We start from the raw sequence: 20,505 nt of genomic DNA on the forward strand, positions 1-20,505 counted from the left end.
GGAGAACGAACATAGCCAATGCCCCACATCGGGGCCGCGCGCGGGCGCGCCCAGTTCCACGTAGATGGTGCGAAACAGCAACCGGGTGCCACCGCCGCGGAAGACCAACGCAAGCGAAGCACTGAAAGTGGAGACAGGCCGGATAGACGGTAGAGAAACGCCTGGTACTCGACCAGGCGGTTTCGGCCAGCGCTGCGAGTCAGCGCTTACCGAAGCTGGCGGCCGACTATCTGCATGCGTCCCAAAGGGCCTCGAAATCGGCAGCTGTAATCAATTGAGCTGTGAACTGCCGATCGATATTGATCTCTTCGACCGTCGGCACAGCCATCGTCCCAAGCGCTGTCCTAGGCGTCTCCTGAAAATCGGAAGCAGCATCAACGCTTCCGTCCTCAAAAAATTCCAGCTTCCGACGCTCGAAGCGGTCCGCGTCTAGCTCCGAAACCATCCGAATTGGATCCTCCTTAGATCCGGATGACCAAACCACACTGATGTACTCCATCCAATGCTCCTCTGAGTTCATATTTCGTCACCTCGCTGGCGGGCTAGCCACTACGCCGGTTCCGGATGCTCTCCTGCCTCAAGGTCCGCTGATAGCCCCGGCTCATGCCCCGCGTGCGGGGTGGTGCCCTTCGTGCTCACAAAGCAATATCACGCGAAGCATGGGGAGGGCACTTTCGACGCCAACGCTCTCCTACGCTGCCCCGATATTGCAGCCGAGGCGAATCGTCTGGCGAAGTTATTGCCTCGGCGATCAGTAGTTGTCGTTCCTTCAGGCCGGCGGGAGCTTCTTCATAATTCAACTCCTTCGCGCTGACACTGGCCCAGACAAACAACGCGTCCTCGGCGATTTCGTATTCCTTTATGAGCTTTCCAGTCGGCCCGAGATAGCGCTTGTTGCCAATCTTTAGGCCCGTCGCGCCCGAGCGATTTGCCAGGCCCGCCAAGGTGTTCATGTCTTTTTCCCAAGCGGCAGCCACTCTCGGCGCGTACTTCAGCTCGATCGCACCGACTATGCGTCGTGCATTGCAGACCAGAACATCAGGTAGCACAACGGAATTTCCATCTTCAGACTCCAAGCGCGGCTCCACAAATAGGCGCCACACCTTGTCCTTTTTATGAACCCCGAAATCCCTGAATAGGTAGGTACAAAACAAGGTCTGAAGAGCCGCTTCCGAGTTGATTTCCGCATACACATAGTGCTCAGAGATGCACGCGTTCCAAGCGTTGCGGATCATGCCTGCCAATCTTCTACGTTTCACCATGGATTTCAGATGACTCATACAAAGCCGCAATGATAGAGGCATCTTCCTCCCGCCAGTTTTCCCTCGTCTCATTGCTCAGCCAATGGAGCAATGCCATGCTCGATTTCATCGTCCGCTTTTTCGAAGAACTGCTGGATATCGCCAACTTCGGCAACGACATCAACAAATAGCGACGATCCTCGCCCATCGCCTAGTCGAGAGCGAAGTTTCCCGCCCAACGCTCGTAGTGCTGTCGCATGGCTTCTGCATCGGGGCGCTGCATCTCGCTATTAGGGAGCCGCATCATCTGACCGTGATACTCACCGTAGCTCGGGCGCGCCTGATCAGACATTTCCACCGTCCAACTGACTGGACACACCCGCAGCAATCCCAAATCAAAAAGCGAGTGAACATCGGCGCGGAGCAACACGCCATTCGTCACATGATTGGTGTGCTCACCTCGATACGGCTTAATGTGTGCGCCCTCCAGAATCTCCCTGACTGGGCACCCCGTCACCGCGCAGCGCTCGTTATATGCGGCAAAAAGCTCTCGGCGAAACTTGGGCTGGCCCTGCCTGCGGGCAATGCTCATCAAGACCTTCGTCCTTCCATCATTATCATTCGTCGCATCGAATGCCTTGGCGCCTTCCAACTCGACCTGAACTCGGACTATCTCTGGCGAATCGCTGACCCGGAAGGGACGCATATTCCCTTTAGAATCCGCAGCAAGCTCCCAAATGCCATGGACGGCATGGATCAGGATCATAGAGTTCGTAGACGATATCTTCGACGTCGTCACGCCTGTACAGCGCATCCATTGGATGCCAGCCATCGGTACGCCTTGCCGACCGATTTACCGCCCATGCACTTCTCCCGAACTCGTTCACCGACAGCATCCGTAGGTCCGGGCCGACGTTTGCCCGCTTGAAGTCAGGTACTCGTTCGACCGTGTATGCCTCGACTTGCTTGGGGCTGGCACGCCCACCCAATTGTCGAACAGCTTCGAGCGTCCATCGCCAGCTTTGCTTGCCGTACTTGTAGTCCCGCTTTTTATCTCGTTGAAGGACGAAGGATCTAGGCCGCGTACCAAAATGCCGGATGTAGTGAAATGGCCCCAGATACCGAAAGCCAGCTCCGCTGTGCTCATGTGTATTGACCCAGTGAAAACCTGCTCGCGTCATAATCGAGGGAATTGACGATGAGCACGAAGATGGAAGACGACATCAAACGCTGAACGGCCAAGCGCAAGAGCGCGCTGGTGCTGGACATCATCCAGGGCAAGACCATCGTGGCCGAGGCGAGCCGCCAATACGACCTGTCGCCCTCGGAGGTCGAGCAGTTGGTCGATGATGGCAAGCGGGGTATGGAGAACGCGCTGCGCGCCAATCCGCAGGACGTGCGCGAGCAATACGAGCGTCAGCTCAAGGACCTTCAAGAGGCCTATGGCGAGGCGATGCTGGAGCTGCGCGCGAGAAAAAAATTGCAGTCCCTGCTGGGCGAGGACGAGAAGTGATCGAGATGATCCGCCAGGGACTGCAAGCCGAAGGCATCACCGTCTCGATCGCCACGGTGTGCCGCTGGTTCGGTGTGCCGCGCCGTTCGGTTTATTACAAACCGGTCAAGTCGCCGCCGAAGGTCGATCCGAAGTTCGTCACCCCGATCAAGGCGATGATTGAAGAGTCGCCGTCGTTTGGCTACCGGACGGTCGCGCATCTGTTGGGATTCAACAAGAACGCCGTGCAACGCGTGTTCCAACTGATGGGCTGGCAGGTCCGCAAGCGGCCGATTGGCTTGAGGCCACGAATCCAGGCACTGCCGTCGGTGGCTAACCTATTCCAAATGGCTGGATGGAGATCAGAACGACTTGGAGATGAGCCGGCTAGAAACGGCGATTTCTCCCCAGAATCTCCCCGAGAAAGCAAAACAGACGCCTAAGCGTCTGTAATGTAAGGGGAATTCTTGGGGTGGCTGATGGGGCTCGAACCCACGACAACTGGAATCACAATCCAGGACTCTACCAACTGAGCTACAGCCACCTCTGGTACTGCTTTCTTCCTTGCTGCGCCGCTTCGAAAGCTGCTCAACAACGAAGAGGCCGAATTCTAGCACGTTTTTTTGAAGATGTGAAAACAGCCGCCACTTCCCCACTTGCCAGGGCCAGCCGCCTTGCTATCCTTCGCCATTGATCATCTACGGAGGCCGCGCTTACGCCATCGCCATGGACCGCATACACGCAATCTTGATCGATTATTGGCCCCATCTGGTTTTTGCCATCAGCATCGTGGCCGGGACGGGCGCGGCGGTGCATGCCGCGATGACCAAGCAGGACGTGCGGGCAGCCATCGGCTGGGTAGGCGTGGCGCTGTTTTCGCCGCTGTTCGGCGCGCTGTTCTATTTCGTAGCAGGCATCAACCGGATCCGCAAAACGCGGCTGTCGCAGCAGCGCGACGAGGCGATGGTGGTGGATGCGGAGCAGGTCGAGACCGCGCCCGTGGACGTGGCGCCGATCTCGGGCCAGCAGTTCTCGTCGCTGAAGGTGCTGGGCGACCGTGTCAGCCGCTTCCGCCTGCTGGGCGGCAACGCGGTGCGGCCGCTGGCCGGCGGCGACGAGGCCTATCCGGCGATGCTGCAGGCGATCCGCGAAGCGCGCCACGCGGTGGCGATGCAAAGCTACATCTTCGACAACGACGCCATAGGCCGCGAGATGGCGCAGGCGCTGATCGAGGCGCGCGAGCGCGGGGTCGAGGTGCGGGTGCTGATCGACGCCATCGGCTCCAAGTATTCGCGCCCGCCCATCGTGCGCATGCTGTCGCGCGGCGGGGTGCCGGTGGCGCGCTTCATGACCAATCCGCTGGGCGTGCTGCGCATGCCCTATGCCAACCTGCGCAGCCACCGCAAGGTGCTGGTGGTCGATGGACGCGTGGGCTTTACCGGCGGCATGAACGTGCGCGCGGCCTTTGTCAGCGCGCTGGCGGGCGACGGCACCAACCGCGATACCCACTTCCGGGTGGAAGGGCCGATCGTGACGCAGTTGATGTCGGTGTTTGCGCACGACTGGAACTTCACGACCCACGAATCGCTGCCTGCCAAGCCCTGGTTCGATCCCGAGGCCCTGCCGCCCACGGGCGACGTGCCGATGCGCTGCGTGCCGTCAGGCCCCGACCGCGCCCTGGGCAGCACGCACAATATGCTGCTGGGCGCGCTGGCGGTGGCGCAGCGCCATGTGCGCATCCAGTCGCCCTACTTCCTGCCCGACCAGACGTTGATCGGCGCGCTGGCTACGGCCGCGCGGCGCGGGGTGGTGGTGGATATCGTGATTCCCGGCAAGAACAATCTGCGGCTGGTCGACTATGCCATGACGGCTCAACTGGACCAGGTGGTGCGCACGGGCTGCCGGGTCTGGCGCTCGCATGGCGCGTTCGACCATTCCAAGCTGATGACGGTGGACGATGCCTGGGCCTATGTGGGCTCGTCCAATCTGGACCCGCGCAGCCTGCGGCTGAATTTCGAGCTGGACACCGAAATCTACGATCCGGGCGTGGCGCGCTGGATCGGCGCGCGGGTCGACGGGTTGATCGCGCAAGGCCGGCGCGAAACGCTGGAGAACCTGCTGCGGGCGCCGTTCGCCAAGCGCCTGCGCAACAAGGTGATCTGGCTGGCCACGCCCTATTTGTGACGATGCCGCCACAACTACGGTAATCTTGCGCGATGCGCTACGAACTTACCGATCTCCGCCTGTTCCTCGCGATCGCCGAGGCAAAAAGCCTGTCTGGCGGGGCCAACGCCGTGCACTTGACGGCGTCCTCGGCCAGCTACCGGCTGAAGAACCTGGAGTTCGCGATGGGCGTGCCGCTGTTCAAGCGCGAAGCCCGCGGCATGGAACTGACGGTGGAAGGGACCTTCGTGCTCAAGCATGTGCGCTCGCTGCTGGCCGGGGTCGAGCGCATGCACGGAGAGGTCAGCGGCTTCGCCAGCGGCCTGAAGGGCAGCGTCAAGCTGTTCGCCAACAGCAGCTCCCTCAACGGCTTCATCGTGCCCAGCCTGAGCCGTTTCCTGTCGGCCAATCCCAACGTCAACATCCTGCTTGAAGAGCGCTCCAGCAATACGATCGAGGCGGCCATCGCCGGCCAGGAAGCCGACATCGGCATCTTCGCAGGCCGCGCCAAGTCCGCCGGCGTCAACGCCATGCGCTATGCGGTCGACGAACTGATCATTGCCGCCCCCTTGAACCACCCTGTGGTGGAAAGCTCGCCCGTACGCTTCCCTGCGGTGCTGGACCTGGATTTCGTCTGCATGAGCCGCAACAGCAGCAACTACGTGTTCTTGTGCGACATGGCCAAGCTGGCCGGCAAGACGCCCAAGGTACGCATCCACGTGCATACTTTCGACGCGGTGCTGTCCATGGTGGAAGCGGGCGTGGGCGTGTCGCTGGTGCCGCGCAGCGTGGCCGCCAACGCCTTGCGCGAAAAGAGGATCGCGGCCGTAGCCCTGAGCGAACCCTGGGCCCTGCGCGAACTGACGCTGGTCACTCAGGCGGGGGTGCCGCCCTCGCCCTTCGTCGAGCAGGTCGCGGAGTACCTGCTCGACGATCCTATCGTGGCGGCCACGCGCGAGCAGGACTGACACTTCGTCAGGAGCCAGGCGTCCCGGCGTGGACCGGACCAGATCAGGCTTTGGCGCGGCGCTTGTTTTCCAGGAATTCGTTCATGAACTTCTGCGGTTCGCCGGTGTTGAACGCCACGGCGAATTCACCAACGCTGTCCTCGATCGCCTCATCCACCGGCATGGTCTCCCACCGCCGCAACAGCTTCTTCTGCTGACGCAACACGGCCGGCCCCAGCGCGGCGAATCCTTCCGCCAGCTTGCGGACGGCGTTGTCCAACTCAGCCTGAGGCACCGCGGCGTTCACCAGGCCCCAGTCCTGCGCGCGCCGCGCATCGATCAGATCGCCCGTCAGCAGCATCCAGGCGCTGTTGGCGGCGCCGATCAAACGCGGCATGAGCGCCGCATGGATCACCGAGGGTATGCCCACCTTCACCTCGGGCATGCCGAACTGTGCGTGATCGGCGCAGATGCGCAGGTCGCAAGCCAGGGCGAATTCCAGGCCGCCCCCCAGGCACCAGCCAGGAATGCGCGCGATGACGGGCGCCGGGAAATGGCGGACGTCATTGCAAAGGTCTCGCAGGTTCGAAATGAAGCGCTGCGCCGTCGGCTCGTCGAGCGCGGCCATTTCCGCGATATCGGCGCCCGCGACGAAGGCACGGTCGCTGGCGCCGCGCAGCACCAGCACGCGGACCGACTCATCCGCGCGCAGCCATGCCAGCGCGTCCCGCAGGCCGTCTATCACAGGCGTGCTCAGGATGTTCAGTGCGCCGGCGTCCAGCATGGTCAAGGTGGCTATGCCGGACTCCTCGATCTCGGCTCGGGCATGGGGAAGGACGTGGGATCTGGTGCTCATGAAACCTCCTTGTTATTGCATCTTCTCGAACTTGATGTCCTCGACCACCGTTTTCCAATGGCCGTAGGATTGCGCGATCAGCGCGCCGAACTCGTCCCGCGACATCGGGCTGGGCACGGCGCCCTGCTTCTCGATGGCGTCCGCGGTCGCCGGATCGGCCAGCGCCTGCCGCACGGCCGCGTTCAGCCGGTCCAGCACCGTTGGCGGCGTGCCCGCGGGCGCGGCCAAGCCGAACCATGAGGGGTTGTTCATGGCCGGCAAGCCGGCCTCGGCGTAGGTCGGCACGTCCGGCAATACCTTGAGCCTGCGCTTGGCCGCCACGGCCAGCGGGCGGATGCGCTGGGCCTGGATCAGCGGATAGGAAGACGGGATGTTGTCGAATACGACCTGTACCTGCCCTGCCACCAGATCATTCAGCGCCGGTCCCAGCCCCTTGTAGGGAACGTGCAGCATGCGGGTCCCGGTGGTCTTCAGGAACAGTTCTCCGTTCATGTGGCTCAGGCCGCCGTTGCCGGACGAGCCAAAGGCGTATTTGTCGGGCGATGCCTTCAGCAACTGTTGAAACGCCGCCAGGTCCTGCGCAGGCAGCGACGGATTCACCACCAGCACATTGGGCACGTCGGCCAGGTTGCTGATGGGCGCGAAGTCCTTGACCGGATCGTAGGCGCTCCTGGCGTAGACGTTCGGATTGACCGCATGCGAGCTTTCGACGGCCATCACCAGGGTATAGCCGTCGGCAGGCTGCTTGGCAGCGTAGGCCGAACCGATGCTGCCGCCGGCGCCCGGCCGGTTCTCAATCACCACGGATTGGCCGAGCTGCTCGCCCAGCTTGCCGCCGACCACGCGGGCGATGATGTCCGTGGTGCCTCCCACGGCATAAGGGACGACCAGCCGGATGGGCCGGTCGGGATATTCGGCGGCCGCCATGGCCGGCAAGACCAGGCAGACGCATGCCGCCAGGCGGAATCGGGAAAGTTTCATTGTTTTGTCTCCTCGGGGGGTATTACTGCAATGCGGGATCCGGCAGCACCGCTGCCGTGTGTTCGCCCAACAGCGGCGGCGCCGCCCCCAACGCTTCGGCGGGGGTGCCGGCCAGCATGGGATTGCGCACCAGGCGCACCTCTCCCAGCGCGGGATGCGTAGCGGTCTGCAGCAATCCGCGATGCAACACCTGCGGATGCGCGAAGACCTCGTCCAAGGTGTGTATCGGCCCCCAGGGCACGCCCGCCGCGTCGAAGGCGTCCGTCCAGCGCTTGCGCGCCGCGGCCGCCAAGGTTTCGGCGATCAGGGGCCGCAGGCTGTCCATGTGGGCCAGGCGCGCGCTGTTGGTCGCGTAGCGCGCATCGGCCGCCCATTCGGGATGGCCGGCCACGCCGCTGAAGCGCGCGAACTGGCCGTCGTTGCCTATCGCCAGGATCAGGTGGCCGTCGGCGCAGGCGAAGACCTCGTAGGGCGCGCAATTCGGATGCGCGTTGCCGCTGCGCTTGGGCGCCTCGCCCGAGACCAGGTAATTGGCGCCCTGGTTGGCATTGAGCGCCACCGCGACGTCAAGCAGGCATATATCCAGCGGCATGCCTTGTCCGGTCTGGTCGCGCTGGCGCAAGGCGGCAAGCACTGCGGAGGTGGCGTACATGCCCGTCATCAGGTCCACCACCGCGACGCCGGTGCGCAGCGGCCCCGCGCCGGGCGTGCCATCGGGCTGCCCCGTGTAGCTCATCAGTCCTCCCATGCCCTGGAATACGTAGTCGTATCCCGGCTTGCCCGCCAGGGGACCGGACTGGCCATAGCCGGTGATGGACAGGTAGATGAGCCGCGGGTTGACGCTAGCCAGCGAGGCATAGTCGAGCCCGTACTTGCGCAGGCCTCCGGCCTTGTAGTTCTCGACCAGGATGTCGGCGTCGGCGACCAGTTCGCGCACGCGGGCGGCCCCAGCCTCGGTGGCGAAGTCGATGGCGACGGATTGCTTGCCGCGGTTGCACGCCATGAAATAGGCCGACATGGAGGCCTTGCCGTCCGCGGACCGCAGGTCTGGCGGCCCCCAGCCGCGCGTATCGTCGCCGCGGTCGGGATGCTCCACCTTGACGACTTGCGCACCGAGGTCCGACAGGTTCTGCGTGCACCATGGGCCCGCGAGGATGCGCGACAGGTCCACGACTTTGACGCCGCGCAAGGCATTGTGAAGCATAGTTTCTCCGTGATTCAGGCGATCCGGAAAAGTATGCAGGCCGCCTTGCGCGGTGAGGAGTCGAATGTTTCGAACGCTGTGTTCGTCGCCATTCAAGCCGCCGGCGCGCCCTGCGGACCGGCACAGTCCTTTAGAAAACCGCGAAAGTTGGGTTCGAATATTTCGGATGGAGTAATGCGCGGGCCGCCTCCATACTGGCCGCACGGAGGCGTGGCTGCAGTCGCGCCGCCTTGACGACAAGACTCCAGGAGACAACCATGATCCGCAATATCCTGCGACGCGGCGCGTTCGGCGCGCTGCTCGCGAGCAGCCTGGCGGCGGGCGCCGCCCACGCCGCGTATCCCGACCATCCCGTCACCGTCGTGGTGGCCTTCGCCCCCGGCGGCATGACCGACATCGTCGCCCGCCTGCTGTCGGCGGAACTGGGCAAACGCTTCAACCAGACCTTCGTGGTCGAGAACAAGCCGGGCGCTGCCGGACAGATAGGTACGGAATTGGTCGCGCGCCAGAAGAACGACGGCTATACCCTGCTGGTCAGCGCCACTGGGCATGTGATCGGCCCGGCGGTCAACGACAAGGTCCGCTATGACCCGATCAAGGACTTCGAACCCATCTCGATTCTCGCCCGCGCGCCGAATCTGGTGGTGGTCAACGCGGGCCTGCCGGTCAAGACCATCCCCGAGTTCCTCAGCTGGGGCAAGTCGCAGCCTGGCGTGCCCTATGGTTCGGCGGGATTCGGCGGATCCACCCATCTGGGCGGCGAATGGCTGAAGAAGATTACCGGGGTGCCGATGGAACACGTGCCCTACAAGGGCGCGTCGCCGGCCACCAACGCGGTCGTTTCGGGCGAGCTCAAGGTCGCGGTACAGGACGCGATGAGCGTGGCGCCCTTCATCAAGTCCGGACAGTTGCGTCCCATCGGCGTCGCCAGCGCCGAACGCAGCAAGCTGTTCCCGGATCTGCCCACCTTCGCGGAATCCGGCGCGCCCGGCCTGGACGTCTACACCTGGCTCGGCTTCTACGCGCCGGCCGGCACCGACCCGGCCATCGTGGCCAAGCTGAACGAAGCCACCAACCAGATCATGAACTCGCCCGAAATGGTTCAGCGCCTGGCCGGACAGAACAGCGAGCCGCTAGGCCCGATGACGCCGAAACAGGTAAGCGGCTTTGTCGCGGACGAAACCGCCAAATGGCGAAACGTGGTTCAGACCACTGGCGTCAAGGTGGAGTAGACACAGCAGAGGCGACGCAGGCCGCCCTTGCGGCCGGCGCGGGCGCTAGGGTCTCGTCCCGTACCTGCGGGACGGGACGCTAGCCGTCCGACGCCGGCGCCGACGCCGCGCGCACGGCAAACACCGCGTTGGCCTTGAGCATGACACGGCCTTCCACCTGCAACAGGCAAGTGGCGTAGATCAGGCGCTTGCCCTGCTTGTCGATCTGGACGTGTGCCTCGAGCCAGTCGCCGGGCTTGACGGGGTTCATGTACTCCACCGACATCTGCACGGTGACAACCGACACCTGCGCCTGAGTGGCGATGGTATGCCCCAGCGCGCTGTCGGCCAGGGTAGCCAGCAATCCGCCGTGGGCAATGGCATGCATATTGGTGTGGGCCAGGCCCAGGCGCAACGCGAGCACATTGTCGCTGTCGCGCTTGTACAGCGCGCCCAGTTCGGCAAGATGCGCCATGAAGGGACTGCTCGGGCGCCAGGGCGCAAAACCGGAAGGTATGGAGTCTGTCATGGCTGGGATTTATGTCTGGGGGAATACAGTATCGCAAAGAAGGCCGCGGCCGGCATGACGCCGGGCGCGGCCGTGGCCATGGCGCGGACGCGTCAGAATGCGGTCCTGCCCTCTTTCACCAGCCGCTCGAGCAGCGGCGCGGGCGTCCAATGTTCGCCATGGGCGCGCTGCAATTCCCGGATTTTCTCCAGCGTCTCGGCCAGCCCCAGGGTCTGGGCATAGAACATGGGGCCGCCACGCGCGCCCGGAAAGCCGTAGCCGTGGACATAAACCACATCCACGTCCGAGGCGCGCTGCGCGATGCCTTCCTCGATGATGCGGGCCCCTTCGTTGGCCAGCGCCAGCATGCAGCGCTCGACGATTTCCTCATCGCTGACCGGCCGCCGCGCGATGCCGGCCTCGCGCGCGCATGTCTCGATGATGCCGTCCACCACGGGATCCGGCAGCGGCTGGCGGCTGCCCGGCTCGTAGCGGTAATACCCTGCCTGGGTCTTCTGGCCAAAGCGGCCCAGTTCGCAGATGCGGTCCGCAACCTTGGAATAGCGCAGATGCGCGGGACGGGTGGGCGCCAGCCGCTTGCGCGTGGCCCAGTTGATGTCCATGCCCGCCAGGTCGGCCATGGCCAACGGCCCCATGGCCATGCCGAAGCGCGTAAGCGCGCCATCGATCTGCTGCGGGCTGGCCCCTTCTTCCAGCAGAAAGCCCGCCTCGCGCCAGTATCCCGTCAGCATGCGATTGCCGACGAAGCCTTCGCATACCCCGACCAGCACCGGAATCTTGCCGATTTGCTGCGCAACCGCCATGCAGGTCGCAATGACGTCGGCGCCGGTGCGCGCGCCGCGCACCACTTCAAGCAGCTTCATGACGTTGGCCGGACTGAAGAAATGCAGGCCTATCACCGCCTCGGGGCGCGCCGTGCAGGTCGCTATCTCGTCGATGTTCAGGCGCGAGGTATTGGTGGCCAGGATCGCACCGGGCTTGCACACCGCATCCAGTTGCCGGAAGACGGCCTGTTTGACCGCCATGTCTTCGAACACGGCTTCGATCACTAGATCCGCCTGCGCCAGGTCCTGCATGTCCAGGCTGGGAGCAATGCGCGCCATCCGGGCCTCGACGCCAGCGGCATCGAGCTTGCCCTTGGCGGCGGTGATTTCGTAGTTCTTGCGGATCAGGGACATGCCGCGGTCCAGTGCCGCCTGCTCGCGCTCGTACAGCGTCACGTCGTAGCCGGCATTGGCATATGCCATGGCGATGCCGCCGCCCATGGTGCCGGCCCCCAGAATGCCGACGCGGCCGATCCGGCCTGCGCTACCGCCACCGGTGACGCGCGGCGCTTCCCTCTCGGCGAAGAACAGGTGGCGCAGCGCTTTGGAGGCATCGCCCTCGACCAGCGCGTCGAACAGGCGGCGCTCTTCATCCAGCCCCGGCTCGATAGGCTGGCGCGTAGCGGCCTCCAGGCAATCGATGACTGCGCGCTGCGCAATTGCGTTGCGCGCCTTGGGATTGACGCCAGCCCGCGCCGCAGCGAAATCCACGCCGCCCGCGTCCAAGGCGCGGCGCGCAGCAAGCGGATGCGAGTCCTGTGCGGCACGTTCACGCGCGTAAGACAGCGCGAAATCCAGCAGATCGCCTTCGGCGACCGCATCGACCAACCCGACCGCCATGGCCGCCGTGGCATCCATGGGCTTGCCGGACTGAATCATGTCGAGCGCGCGCGACACGCCTATCAATCGCGGCAGGCGCTGGGTACCGCCGCCGCCTGGCACCAGGCCGAGGTTCACTTCAGGCAGCCCCATTTTGGAGTCCGCCTGCGCGACGCGGTAGTGGCATCCCAGAGCCAGTTCCAGCCCGCCGCCCAAGGCGAAGCCATGGATCGCGGCCACCACCGGCTTGGCGGATGCCTCGATCGCGGCAATGACGTCGCGCAGCATGGGCTTGGCGGTGGCGGCCGGCGTATTGAACTGGCGGATATCGGCGCCGCCGCAGAACGCCTTGCCGGCGCCGGCGATGACGATGGAGTCCACGCCTTCATCGGCCAGCGCCAGGGCCAACCCTGCATGGATGCCGCTGCGCACGGTATCGCCCAGGCCGTTGACGGGCGGGTTATCAAGAAAGATCACGGCCACTCGCTCCTGCAGGAGGTAGCGGGTGGTTGGGGATAGGTCGCGGGACGGCGATGCGGCGGGCAAGTTCATGGTGTACCTCGTTCAGCGGCGCGGCTCAGGCCGTCGCCAACCGTTGATAGCGGTTGAGATGGTGCCGGGTGTCGCCCAGCGTGTATTCGATAGCCAGCAGCCGCTTGACGTAGTGGCCCACCGGGAGTTCGTCGGTCATGCCCATGCCCCCATGCAGCTGGATGCTTTGGTGGCTGATATAGCGCGCGGCCGCGCCGCAACTGGCCTTGGCGGCGGACACCAGCTGCGCCCATGGGCGCGCGTCCGATTGCGCCGCGCCTGCCGCCAGCCAGGTCAGCGAACGCGCCTGCTCCAGCGCCAGCAGCATGTCCACCAACCTGTGCTGTACCGCCTGGAAGCGGCCTATGGATTGGCCGAATTGGCGGCGTTCCGCGACGTGGTCGCGGGTGGCGTTCAGCAGTGCTTGCATGGCCCCCAGCGCTTCCGCGCACAGCGCCACGCGCGTGGCGTCTGCCGCGAACGCCAGGGCATCGGCTGCCGGACCCAGCCGCGCGGCGCTGTCGACGCGGCAGTTCTTCAGCCTGATGTCCGCGTAGGGACGGCCGTCCAGGCCGGGCGCGCCTTGGCGCTCCAGGCCGGGCGCATCGGCTTTGACCAGAAATACCGCCGTTCCCGATTCGTCACGTGCCGTGACCAACAGTTGCCGGGCGCCCGCGCCATAGGGTATGCGCCGCTTCACGCCGTTCAGTAACCAGCCGCCGCCTCCGCGCACAGCGGTCACGTTCAGATCGTCAATCGGCCAATCCGCATCTGGTTCAGCATGAGCCAACAACGGCGCGGCGCCTTGCGCGATCTCGGCCAACAGCGCGCTCACCCGCTCACCTTGCGGCAGGCGCGCCAGCAGTTGGCCGCAAAGCAGCGCGCTGGCGTCGTAGGGTTCGACCACCAGATGACGTCCGAAGCGCTGCATGACCACGCACAAGTCCGCGAGCCCGCCATCCATCCCGCCTGCCGATGCCGGCAACCCCAGGCCCAGCAGCCCCATGTCGGCAAAGGCGCGCCAGTGCGGCGAAGCTTCGGGGTCCGCATCGCCGGGCAACGCGGGCCGGGCGGCGGGAGACGGATACTCCCCCTGAAGGTACCGTCCGACGGCGTCATCGAGCGTGCGCTGGTCTACGCTCAGGTCGTCGGCCTCGCCCAACGCCAGCTTGGCGATGATGTTCTTCTGGACCTCGTCCGTTCCGCCGTAGATCGAAATCTTGCGCAGGTTGAGATAGAAGCCGGGCATGGCTTCCAGTTCCTCTGCCGTTGTCGGAGCGCCCCGCGCATAGTCACGCTCCAGCGCACCTGAGTCATAGGCGAGCGCATGCGTACCGGCCGTGTCGACCAGCGCTACGCTGATGCGCTGCGCCAGCGTGGACCCCAGGTACTTCAATATCGAAGCTTCCGCGCCGTGCCCTGCGCCGCGCTGGTCGCGCGCAATCAGCCGCAGATTGGTCTGCTCCAGGGCCAGCGTATCGATCTCCAGCTGCGCCAGCCGCTGCGCGAAAACAGGATCTTCGACCAAAGGACGGCCGTCCGCCTGGCGTTGCGCCGCCAGCCGCTGCAGATGGCCCAGTTCGCGCTTGGCGCGGCCCACGCGGGCGGCGCCGAAACGCTCGTGCGACAACAGGTACTTTGCGTATGTCCAGCCATGGTCCATTTCACCGACCAGATGCGAGGCAGGCACCACGACCTCATCGAGGAAAACCTCGTTGATCTCTACTCCGCCGTCCAGCGTGCGGATCGGCCGTAGCGACACCCCGGGACTGCGCATGTCGATGAGCAGGAAGGAAATGCCCTCTTGCGCCTTGGCCTCGGGGTTGGTACGCGCCAGGCAGAACATCATGTCGGCGTACTGGGCGTAGGTGGTCCAGGTTTTCTGCCCGTTCACCACGAAGACATCGCCCTCGCGGCGAGCGCGGGTACTCAGCGCAGCAAGGTCGGAACCCGCACCCGGTTCGGAATAGCCCTGGCACCACCAGTCCTGCCCGCTGAGGATGCGCGGCAGGAAGTAGCTTTTCTGCCATGCGGAGCCATAGGCCATGATGACGGGCGCCACCATGCGCAGCCCGAACGGCACGGTTTCGGGCGCGCCCGCCAAGGCGCACTCCTCGTCGAACAGGTTGCGCTGCTCGATGCTCCAGCCGGCCCCGCCATGCTCGGCGGGCCAGTTCGGCGCGACCCAGCCGCGCTCGTTCAAGATCCGGTGCCAGCGCAGGAAATCCTGCTTGTCCAGCCGCTGATGATCCATCACCTTGCGCCTGAGGTCGGCGGGCAGGCGTTCTTGCAGGAATGCGCGGACTTCGCGGCGAAAGTCCTCGAGGGAGCAATCAAGCGGCATCGGGCAGATCCTCCGCGAAGCGCAGCGGCGCGTCGGTCGCCGCCTGCAGGGTTACGCGGGTGAGGCCCGGCGCCATGTCGCGCACCAGAAATCCCTCGGGCGTGACGTCGAGCGTGGCGAGGTCGGTATAGACCCGGTCCACGCATGCCGCGCCCGTCAACGGCAGGTCGCATAGCCGGCGCAGCCGCGAGCGGCCGTCGCGGGTAAGGTGTTCCATCAGCACGTGGACCCGTTTGGCGCCCACGGCCAGGTCCATGGCGCCGCCCACCGCCGCAGCCACGCCGGGCTGGCCCAGCGACCAATTGGCCAGGTCGCCGGTTTCCGACACCTGGTAGGCCCCGAGGATGCAGTAGTCCAGATGTCCCCCGCGCATCATGGCGAAGGAATCCGCATGATTGAAGAAGCTGCCGCCCGCGGCCATGGCGATGCTCTGCTTGGCCGCGTTGGTCAGGTCGGGATCGACCGGATCGGCCTCCGAGCGTGCGCGCATGCCGAGTATGCCGTTCTCGCTATGGACGATGACGCCATGCTCCGGCCTCCAGTAGTCGAGCGCCATGACGGGCAAGCCGATGCCCAGATTGACGTAGGAGCCGGGAGGGATGTCCGCCGCCGCGCGGCGCGCGATGTCCTCGCGGGAGTATCGTTCGATCATTGCAAGGCTCCAGTCAATTGGGCGTCGCGAATGCGCAGCACGCGCTGCACGAAGATGCCGGGCGTGACGATGTGCTCCGGATCCAGTCCGCCCACCTGCGCCAGCGTATGAACCTGCACGACGGCGGTGGCCGCAGCCATGCACATCAGCGGACCGAAATTGCGTCCCGCCTTGCGGTAGATCAGGTTGCCCAGGGGATCCGCGCAATACGCCTTCACCAGCGCGTAGTCGGCGTGCAGGGGCTCCTCGAACACGTGCCCCACGCCTTTGATCATCCGTGTCTCCTTGCCTTCGGCCAGCAGCGTGCCGTAGCCGGTGGGCGTGAAGAATCCGCCCAGGCCCGAACCTGCCGCCCGCAGGCGCTCGGCCAGCGTGCCTTGCGGCACGCACTCGTAGTCGATCAAGCCGTCGGCATAGGCCGATTCGAACGCCTGGGACTCCGCGCCGCGCGGATACGAGGCGATCAGCTTGCGCACGCGGCCCAACCGGATCAGCCGCGCCAATCCGCTATCGCGGGCGCCGCTGTTGTTGCACACCACGGTCAGCTCACGCGCGCCCAGCTCCACCAGCGCATCGAGCAATTCGACGGGTTGGCCGGACAGGCCGAAACCGCTGACCAGAACGGTGGCGCCGTCCGGGATATCCCCCACCGCTTGCGCGGCGCAATCTACTGTCTTGTTCATCATGGCGGCCATCAAAGGGAGTGGGAAAGAATGGCGGTGGCCTGGCTGGACAGCACCCCGCCGTTGCCGTGCACCAGCGCGACGTCGGCCTTGGGCACCTGGCGTTCCCCTGCCTCGCGGCGCAGTTGCGCCACGGCCTCGATGACGAGGAAGATGCTGTACATGCCCGGATGCGTGAACGACAGGCCGCCACCGTTGGTGTTCATCGGCAGGTCGCCGCCCGGCTCGATGCGCCCGCCGCCGATGAACGCGCCGCCCTCCCCCTTGGCGCAGAATCCCAGGTCTTCCAGAAAAAGGATGGGATTGATGGTGAAGGCGTCGTAGAGTTCAACCAGGTCGATGTCGGCGGGAGTCAATCCAGCTTCCGCGAACGCGGCCCGGCCGGAGTCCACCGCGGGCGTGACGGTCACGTCCGGCATGCACGATATCTGCCGGTGCCAGTGGGCGTGCCCGGCGCCTAGCACATAGATGGGGCGCGGATGAAGGTCGCGGGCCCGTTCGGCGCGCGTGACCACGAAGGCGCCGGCGCCGTCGGTCACCAGGCAACAGTCGCGCACGGTCAGGGGGTCCGAGATCATCTTGGCGCCCAGCACCTCTTCGATCGTCAGCGGCGTGCGCAGAAAGGCATCCGGATTCAGTTGCGCCCATTTGCGCGCCGCCACCGCAACCTCGGCCAACTGGCGCCGCGTGGTGCCATATTGGTGCATGTGGCGCGCGGCGGCCAGCGCGTAGCTGGATACCGGATTGAACGGCTTGTAGGGATGCTCGTAGGGCTGCGGGTCCAGCGCCGCCCGCATCTGATTGATCTGCGTGCTGCTGGGCGCGCTGCGCGGATTGGCGCCGTAGCAGATCAGCACATGCTCGCACTGGCCGGCCTCGATCGCCATGGCCGCGACCTTCAGGTCGGCGATGAACGACGATCCCCCGAACATGGTGCTGTCTGAAAAGCGAGGCCGGATGCCCAGGTACTCCGCCATCCGCATCACCCACCATGGCGAGGTCAGGCTCGAGGTGATGATGCCGTCGATATCCTGCATCCTCAGGCCGCTGGCAGCCACCGCGCGGTGGGAGGCCTGGGCGATGATTTCCTGTTCGGAACGGCCTTGGCAGTCGCCCAGGCCGGCCATGCCGGTGCCCAGGACGGCGATCGCGCCGCGATAGCTTCTAGTCATGGCCGCTCCTCCTGTCCGACGAACACCAGCAGCGGCGCGCCCTCCACGGCATCGACCCTGGCGCGGACCCGCAGGCCGATAGCCACCGCTTCCACCGGCATGTCGACCACGCGGCTCATCAGGCGCGGACCTTCGTCCAGATCCACCAGGCACACGGTGTAGTCGCCGCCCTTGTTGCGAACCACGGTGGTGGAATACACCACGCCGTCGCCGCTGGGTTCCACCCAACGCAGGGCGTCGGAACCGCAATGCGGGCAGACTACCCTGGGATAGAAATGATGCCTGGCGCAGGCCTGGCATAGGGGAATGACGAAGCGGCCCTGCGCGAGCTGCTCGAAGTAATGGCGCTCGGCGCTGGGCGCCGGCTCGTTTGCGGTTTGCGGCATTGATGTATCCGCCTGCGGGCGGTTGTCTCCGTTGTAGTTCGATCCGCGCCAGGCATGGCCGGCAGAAGTGGATCGATTTTAGGAATGGCTCCCGCCCCTTACCATCCGAAAGATTCGAAGGCTACTTTCGGCATATTCGAAGCGCGCCGGCGCCGCCCGCAAGTCAGAGTAAGATTTACGCCATAACAAACCCCTACATGGCAGGAGCAGTGGAAGATGGCAAAAGTCGGCATGGTTGGTATCGGCCTCATGGGCCATGGCATCGCAAGCAATCTGGTCAAGCACGGACATGCGCTGACGGTGCTGGAGCATCCGGGCAACCAGCCGCTGGACGCGCTGAAGGCCGCGGGCGCGGCCAGCGTGGCCGATGGCGCCACGCTGGCGGCCCAGTCTGACGTGATCATCCTCTGCGTCACCGGCAGCCCGCAGGTCGAGGCGGTGCTGCTATCCGAAGGCGGCGTGCTGGCGGGCCTGCGGCCGGGTACGGTCATCATCGATTGCTCAACGGCGATTCCCTCGTCCACCGTGAAGGTCGCGCAGGCCGTGGCGGAATGCGGCGGCCGCTTCCTGGACGCGCCGATGACGCGCACCCCCAAGGAAGCCGCCGAAGGCCGGCTCAACCTGCTGGTGGGCGGCGATGCCGCGCTGTTCGAGGAATGCAAGCCGCTGCTGGCCTGCTTCGCCGAGAACATCACGCATGCCGGCCCCATCGGCGCCGGGCATCGCATGAAGCTGCTGCACAACTACGTGTCGCTGGGCGTGGTCGCCCTGCTGTCGGAAGCCGCGGCTTGCGCCCTGCGCGCGGACATCGACCCGGCGGTGTTCGCCGACGTGCTGGCCAAGGGCGGCGGCGGCGGCGTGGCGCTGGAACGCATCAAGCCGTACCTGCTGGAACAGGATCCGTCCTCGCTGCGGTTCTTCATGTCGAACGCGCAGAAGGACCTGTCCTACTACAACACCATGGCTGCGGAAACGGGCGCGGTGCGCGAAATCGGCGCTGCCGTGCAGCACACCTTCGACCAGGCCGTCACGCAAGGCGGCGGCGACCGCTACGTGCCGGAACTGGTGTCGCTGCTGAAGGACCGCTAGGAAGTTCTACCCTGCCATCGCCTCCGTTGCCGCGGACGCGATGGCGACACTGCGGGCGGCATCGGCCCGCAGTCGGCGGGGCTCAACCTCCCGCCACCGCCACTGCGCGCGGCAGGCCCCGCGCCGGCAGGCGCAGGGAAATCAGAGCGGCTGCCAACAGCAGCGCGCCCGCCGCCCCGAAGGCTACCCAATGCGTGCCGAAGGTCTCGTAGGCCCAGCCGCCCAGCCATGAGCTGATCATGCCGCCGACCTGGTGGCCCAGGTAGACCAGTCCGTAAAGCACGCCCACCAGCCGCACGCCGTAGACGTCCGCAAGAATGGCCGACGACAAGGCGATGCTGCCGGCCCACGCGATACCGCCCAGGGTGGCGGCGGCGTACAGCTCCCAATGCGCGCCCACCGTGACCAGCGCGAAGAAGCCCAGCCCGCGCACGAGGTAGATCGCAGCCAGGATGGCGCGCCGTTCGACCTGGTCGGACATGCGCCCCAGGACCAGGGTGCTGAAGATAGCGACCAGGCCGATCAGTCCTATGCCCAGCGAACTGGTGGTGGCGTCAAAGCCATGGTCCATCAGCATGGGCACGCCGTGCGTGCCCAGCAGGTTCATGCTGAAGCCACAGGCAAACAGGCCCAGCGCCACCTGCCAGAAAGGCAGCGAGTTCAGCGCCGCGCGCACATTGGGCGCAGGCCGCTTGGAGGCGGCTTTGGCCGGTCCCGCCTTATCGATGATCTGGTGCGGCAGCAGGTCGGTGTGCTCGGGCGCTTCATCTCGCATGACGAAGAGCGCCGCCGGCACCGTCAGCAGCGCGAACAGCACGGCAAAGGCCAGCAAGGTCTCCCGCCAGCCCACGGCCGAGATCGCGAAGGTCAGGGTCGGCGTCATCAGCGCAATGCCGGCCATGGAGCCTGTGGAAAGGAAGAACAGCGCCATGCCGCGCTGGCGCGTGAACCAGCGGCTGATCACGGGCGTCAGCGCCACCGGACTGGTGAAGCCCAGGCCGATGGACAGCGCCACCCCGAAGGACAGCAGAAATTCGATGGGTCCGCGCGCGAAGACCGTCCAGATGATCGACAACACAACGATGGCGGTACCGGTCAGCAGCACGAAGCGGGTGCCGCGCGTGCCGACCAGATAACCCGCCAGCGGCATGGCCAGCCCATAACAGAGCATACCGAGCGCGACGATGCTGGACAGCGTGCTGCGCGTAAAGCCCAGGGATTCCGCGATGGGCAGGAAGAACGGCCCAACCCCCATGCGCAGACCGACGGTCAACAGGGTGAGTACCGTCGCAGCTCCTACGATATTCCAGCCGAAATACCAGCCGCCCGACTCTTGCTTCTCCACTTGTGCTTCTCCTCGATATCTTCTTGTGGCCGCTTT

The 20,505-nt window shown here is 65.2% G+C and carries 21 protein-coding genes, 1 tRNA gene and 1 pseudogene; 7 read left to right on the top strand and 16 right to left on the bottom strand.

Going from position 1 to position 20,505, the window contains the following annotated elements; all coding sequences use genetic code 11:
• Window positions 1-226: 226 nt before the first annotated feature.
• Entirely contained in the window at window positions 227-499 is a 273-nt protein-coding gene (locus AXYL_RS23010; RefSeq protein ID WP_013395268.1) for a DUF6881 domain-containing protein, read from the bottom strand.
• 136 nt (window positions 500-635) lie between these two features.
• Window positions 636-1,235 (bottom strand): hypothetical protein, encoded by a 600-nt coding sequence (locus tag AXYL_RS23015; protein WP_041654195.1) that lies wholly within the window; start codon window positions 1,233-1,235, stop codon window positions 636-638.
• 56 nt (window positions 1,236-1,291) lie between these two features.
• Here AXYL_RS23015 and AXYL_RS35090 point away from each other — a divergent pair, with 56 nt between their 5' ends.
• Window positions 1,292-1,432, top strand: coding sequence for a hypothetical protein (locus AXYL_RS35090; RefSeq protein WP_013395270.1), 141 nt, complete (start codon window positions 1,292-1,294; stop codon window positions 1,430-1,432).
• A gap of 20 nt (window positions 1,433-1,452) precedes the next feature.
• Here the strand turns inward: AXYL_RS35090 and AXYL_RS23020 are convergent, their stop codons facing one another.
• Entirely contained in the window at window positions 1,453-2,073 is a 621-nt protein-coding gene (locus AXYL_RS23020) for an HNH endonuclease (RefSeq protein WP_013395271.1), read from the bottom strand.
• A 423-nt stretch (window positions 2,074-2,496) separates the two neighbouring features.
• Between AXYL_RS23020 and AXYL_RS23025 the strand changes: the two genes are divergently transcribed.
• Complete coding sequence (locus AXYL_RS23025) at window positions 2,497-2,754, top strand: transposase (RefSeq protein WP_237710047.1); 258 nt, start codon at window positions 2,497-2,499, stop codon at window positions 2,752-2,754.
• Window positions 2,751-3,176 (top strand): hypothetical protein, encoded by a 426-nt coding sequence (locus AXYL_RS23030; protein WP_237709930.1) that lies wholly within the window; start codon window positions 2,751-2,753, stop codon window positions 3,174-3,176. Before AXYL_RS23025 ends, AXYL_RS23030 begins: the two co-directional genes overlap by 4 nt.
• Before the next feature lie 25 nt (window positions 3,177-3,201).
• On the opposite strand, the gene AXYL_RS23035 is transcribed toward AXYL_RS23030, so the two are convergent.
• Window positions 3,202-3,277, bottom strand: a tRNA-His gene (locus AXYL_RS23035).
• A gap of 182 nt (window positions 3,278-3,459) precedes the next feature.
• Here AXYL_RS23035 and cls point away from each other — a divergent pair.
• Both cls and AXYL_RS23045 read left to right on the top strand, forming a co-directional pair.
• On the top strand, window positions 3,460-4,917 hold the full coding sequence (gene cls, locus AXYL_RS23040) for a cardiolipin synthase (RefSeq protein WP_041655921.1): 1,458 nt from the start codon (window positions 3,460-3,462) through the stop codon (window positions 4,915-4,917).
• Between the two features lie 32 nt (window positions 4,918-4,949).
• Complete coding sequence (locus tag AXYL_RS23045; RefSeq protein ID WP_013395275.1) at window positions 4,950-5,864, top strand: LysR family transcriptional regulator; 915 nt, start codon at window positions 4,950-4,952, stop codon at window positions 5,862-5,864.
• A 43-nt stretch (window positions 5,865-5,907) separates the two neighbouring features.
• On the opposite strand, the gene AXYL_RS23050 is transcribed toward AXYL_RS23045, so the two are convergent.
• The 3 genes from AXYL_RS23050 to AXYL_RS23060 are packed head-to-tail and all read right to left on the bottom strand — an operon-like array spanning window position 5,908 to window position 8,884.
• Window positions 5,908-6,699 (bottom strand): enoyl-CoA hydratase, encoded by a 792-nt coding sequence (locus AXYL_RS23050; protein ID WP_013395276.1) that lies wholly within the window; start codon window positions 6,697-6,699, stop codon window positions 5,908-5,910.
• 12 nt (window positions 6,700-6,711) lie between these two features.
• Entirely contained in the window at window positions 6,712-7,680 is a 969-nt protein-coding gene (locus AXYL_RS23055; RefSeq protein ID WP_013395277.1) for a Bug family tripartite tricarboxylate transporter substrate binding protein, read from the bottom strand.
• Window positions 7,681-7,702: 22 nt separating this feature from the next.
• Entirely contained in the window at window positions 7,703-8,884 is a 1,182-nt protein-coding gene (locus AXYL_RS23060; protein ID WP_013395278.1) for a CaiB/BaiF CoA transferase family protein, read from the bottom strand.
• Window positions 8,885-9,141: 257 nt separating this feature from the next.
• On the opposite strand from AXYL_RS23060, the gene AXYL_RS23065 reads away from it, so the two are divergent.
• Window positions 9,142-10,116: a Bug family tripartite tricarboxylate transporter substrate binding protein gene (locus AXYL_RS23065; RefSeq protein ID WP_013395279.1), complete on the top strand. Its 975-nt coding sequence runs from the start codon at window positions 9,142-9,144 to the stop codon at window positions 10,114-10,116.
• Window positions 10,117-10,195: 79 nt separating this feature from the next.
• On the opposite strand, the gene AXYL_RS23070 is transcribed toward AXYL_RS23065, so the two are convergent.
• From AXYL_RS23070 to AXYL_RS23100, 8 genes and pseudogenes are all read right to left on the bottom strand, one after another.
• Window positions 10,196-10,624, bottom strand: coding sequence for a PaaI family thioesterase (locus AXYL_RS23070; RefSeq protein WP_013395280.1), 429 nt, complete (start codon window positions 10,622-10,624; stop codon window positions 10,196-10,198).
• A 92-nt stretch (window positions 10,625-10,716) separates the two neighbouring features.
• Window positions 10,717-12,819 carry a 3-hydroxyacyl-CoA dehydrogenase NAD-binding domain-containing protein gene (locus AXYL_RS23075; RefSeq protein WP_013395281.1) on the bottom strand — a complete coding sequence of 701 codons (2,103 nt, stop codon included), beginning with the start codon at window positions 12,817-12,819 and terminating at the stop codon, window positions 10,717-10,719.
• A gap of 25 nt (window positions 12,820-12,844) precedes the next feature.
• Window positions 12,845-13,960, bottom strand: a complete 1,116-nt coding sequence (locus AXYL_RS35345) for an acyl-CoA dehydrogenase family protein (RefSeq protein WP_237710048.1) — start codon at window positions 13,958-13,960, stop codon at window positions 12,845-12,847.
• Window positions 13,955-15,142, bottom strand: a pseudogene (locus tag AXYL_RS35350) (acyl-CoA dehydrogenase family protein); the annotation flags it as partial. The pseudogene AXYL_RS35350 and the gene AXYL_RS35345, both read right to left, overlap by 6 nt.
• Window positions 15,132-15,794 (bottom strand): 3-oxoacid CoA-transferase subunit B, encoded by a 663-nt coding sequence (locus tag AXYL_RS23085; protein WP_013395283.1) that lies wholly within the window; start codon window positions 15,792-15,794, stop codon window positions 15,132-15,134. The pseudogene AXYL_RS35350 and the gene AXYL_RS23085, both read right to left, overlap by 11 nt.
• Window positions 15,791-16,480, bottom strand: coding sequence for a 3-oxoacid CoA-transferase subunit A (locus AXYL_RS23090; RefSeq protein WP_041655929.1), 690 nt, complete (start codon window positions 16,478-16,480; stop codon window positions 15,791-15,793). Before AXYL_RS23090 ends, AXYL_RS23085 begins: the two co-directional genes overlap by 4 nt.
• An 8-nt stretch (window positions 16,481-16,488) precedes the next feature.
• Window positions 16,489-17,649, bottom strand: coding sequence for a thiolase (locus AXYL_RS23095; RefSeq protein ID WP_013395285.1), 1,161 nt, complete (start codon window positions 17,647-17,649; stop codon window positions 16,489-16,491).
• Window positions 17,646-18,035: a Zn-ribbon domain-containing OB-fold protein gene (locus tag AXYL_RS23100; RefSeq protein WP_013395286.1), complete on the bottom strand. Its 390-nt coding sequence runs from the start codon at window positions 18,033-18,035 to the stop codon at window positions 17,646-17,648. The genes AXYL_RS23095 and AXYL_RS23100 overlap by 4 nt, the downstream gene beginning before the upstream one ends.
• A 216-nt stretch (window positions 18,036-18,251) precedes the next feature.
• On the opposite strand from AXYL_RS23100, the gene AXYL_RS23105 reads away from it, so the two are divergent.
• Window positions 18,252-19,124, top strand: coding sequence for an NAD(P)-dependent oxidoreductase (locus tag AXYL_RS23105; protein WP_013395287.1), 873 nt, complete (start codon window positions 18,252-18,254; stop codon window positions 19,122-19,124).
• A gap of 82 nt (window positions 19,125-19,206) precedes the next feature.
• On the opposite strand, the gene AXYL_RS23110 is transcribed toward AXYL_RS23105, so the two are convergent.
• Complete coding sequence (locus AXYL_RS23110; protein WP_013395288.1) at window positions 19,207-20,469, bottom strand: MFS transporter; 1,263 nt, start codon at window positions 20,467-20,469, stop codon at window positions 19,207-19,209.
• Between the last annotated feature and the right edge of the window lie 36 nt (window positions 20,470-20,505).

Source organism: Achromobacter xylosoxidans A8 (genome assembly GCF_000165835.1).
Taxonomy (GTDB): Bacteria; Pseudomonadota; Gammaproteobacteria; order Burkholderiales; family Burkholderiaceae_B; genus Achromobacter; species Achromobacter xylosoxidans_B.

What these genes read in the sequence shown, in the direction of transcription:
- AXYL_RS23015 (WP_041654195.1), bottom strand. Translation starts at nt 1,235, where the DNA reads ATGATCCGCAACGCTTGGAACGCGTGCATCTCTGAGCACTATGTGTAT.
- AXYL_RS23010 (WP_013395268.1), bottom strand. Translation starts at nt 499, where the DNA reads ATGGAGTACATCAGTGTGGTTTGGTCATCCGGATCTAAGGAGGATCCA.
- AXYL_RS23050 (WP_013395276.1), bottom strand. Translation starts at nt 6,699, where the DNA reads ATGAGCACCAGATCCCACGTCCTTCCCCATGCCCGAGCCGAGATCGAG.
- AXYL_RS23095 (WP_013395285.1), bottom strand. Translation starts at nt 17,649, where the DNA reads ATGACTAGAAGCTATCGCGGCGCGATCGCCGTCCTGGGCACCGGCATG.
- AXYL_RS23020 (WP_013395271.1), bottom strand. Translation starts at nt 2,073, where the DNA reads ATGGCTGGCATCCAATGGATGCGCTGTACAGGCGTGACGACGTCGAAG.
- AXYL_RS23105 (WP_013395287.1), top strand. Translation starts at nt 18,252, where the DNA reads ATGGCAAAAGTCGGCATGGTTGGTATCGGCCTCATGGGCCATGGCATC.
- AXYL_RS23100 (WP_013395286.1), bottom strand. Translation starts at nt 18,035, where the DNA reads ATGCCGCAAACCGCAAACGAGCCGGCGCCCAGCGCCGAGCGCCATTAC.
- AXYL_RS35090 (WP_013395270.1), top strand. Translation starts at nt 1,292, where the DNA reads ATGATAGAGGCATCTTCCTCCCGCCAGTTTTCCCTCGTCTCATTGCTC.
- AXYL_RS23075 (WP_013395281.1), bottom strand. Translation starts at nt 12,819, where the DNA reads ATGAACTTGCCCGCCGCATCGCCGTCCCGCGACCTATCCCCAACCACC.
- AXYL_RS23090 (WP_041655929.1), bottom strand. Translation starts at nt 16,480, where the DNA reads ATGATGAACAAGACAGTAGATTGCGCCGCGCAAGCGGTGGGGGATATC.
- AXYL_RS23055 (WP_013395277.1), bottom strand. Translation starts at nt 7,680, where the DNA reads ATGAAACTTTCCCGATTCCGCCTGGCGGCATGCGTCTGCCTGGTCTTG.
- AXYL_RS23070 (WP_013395280.1), bottom strand. Translation starts at nt 10,624, where the DNA reads ATGACAGACTCCATACCTTCCGGTTTTGCGCCCTGGCGCCCGAGCAGT.
- AXYL_RS23065 (WP_013395279.1), top strand. Translation starts at nt 9,142, where the DNA reads ATGATCCGCAATATCCTGCGACGCGGCGCGTTCGGCGCGCTGCTCGCG.
- AXYL_RS23060 (WP_013395278.1), bottom strand. Translation starts at nt 8,884, where the DNA reads ATGCTTCACAATGCCTTGCGCGGCGTCAAAGTCGTGGACCTGTCGCGC.
- AXYL_RS23085 (WP_013395283.1), bottom strand. Translation starts at nt 15,794, where the DNA reads ATGATCGAACGATACTCCCGCGAGGACATCGCGCGCCGCGCGGCGGCG.
- AXYL_RS23045 (WP_013395275.1), top strand. Translation starts at nt 4,950, where the DNA reads ATGCGCTACGAACTTACCGATCTCCGCCTGTTCCTCGCGATCGCCGAG.
- cls (WP_041655921.1), top strand. Translation starts at nt 3,460, where the DNA reads ATGGACCGCATACACGCAATCTTGATCGATTATTGGCCCCATCTGGTT.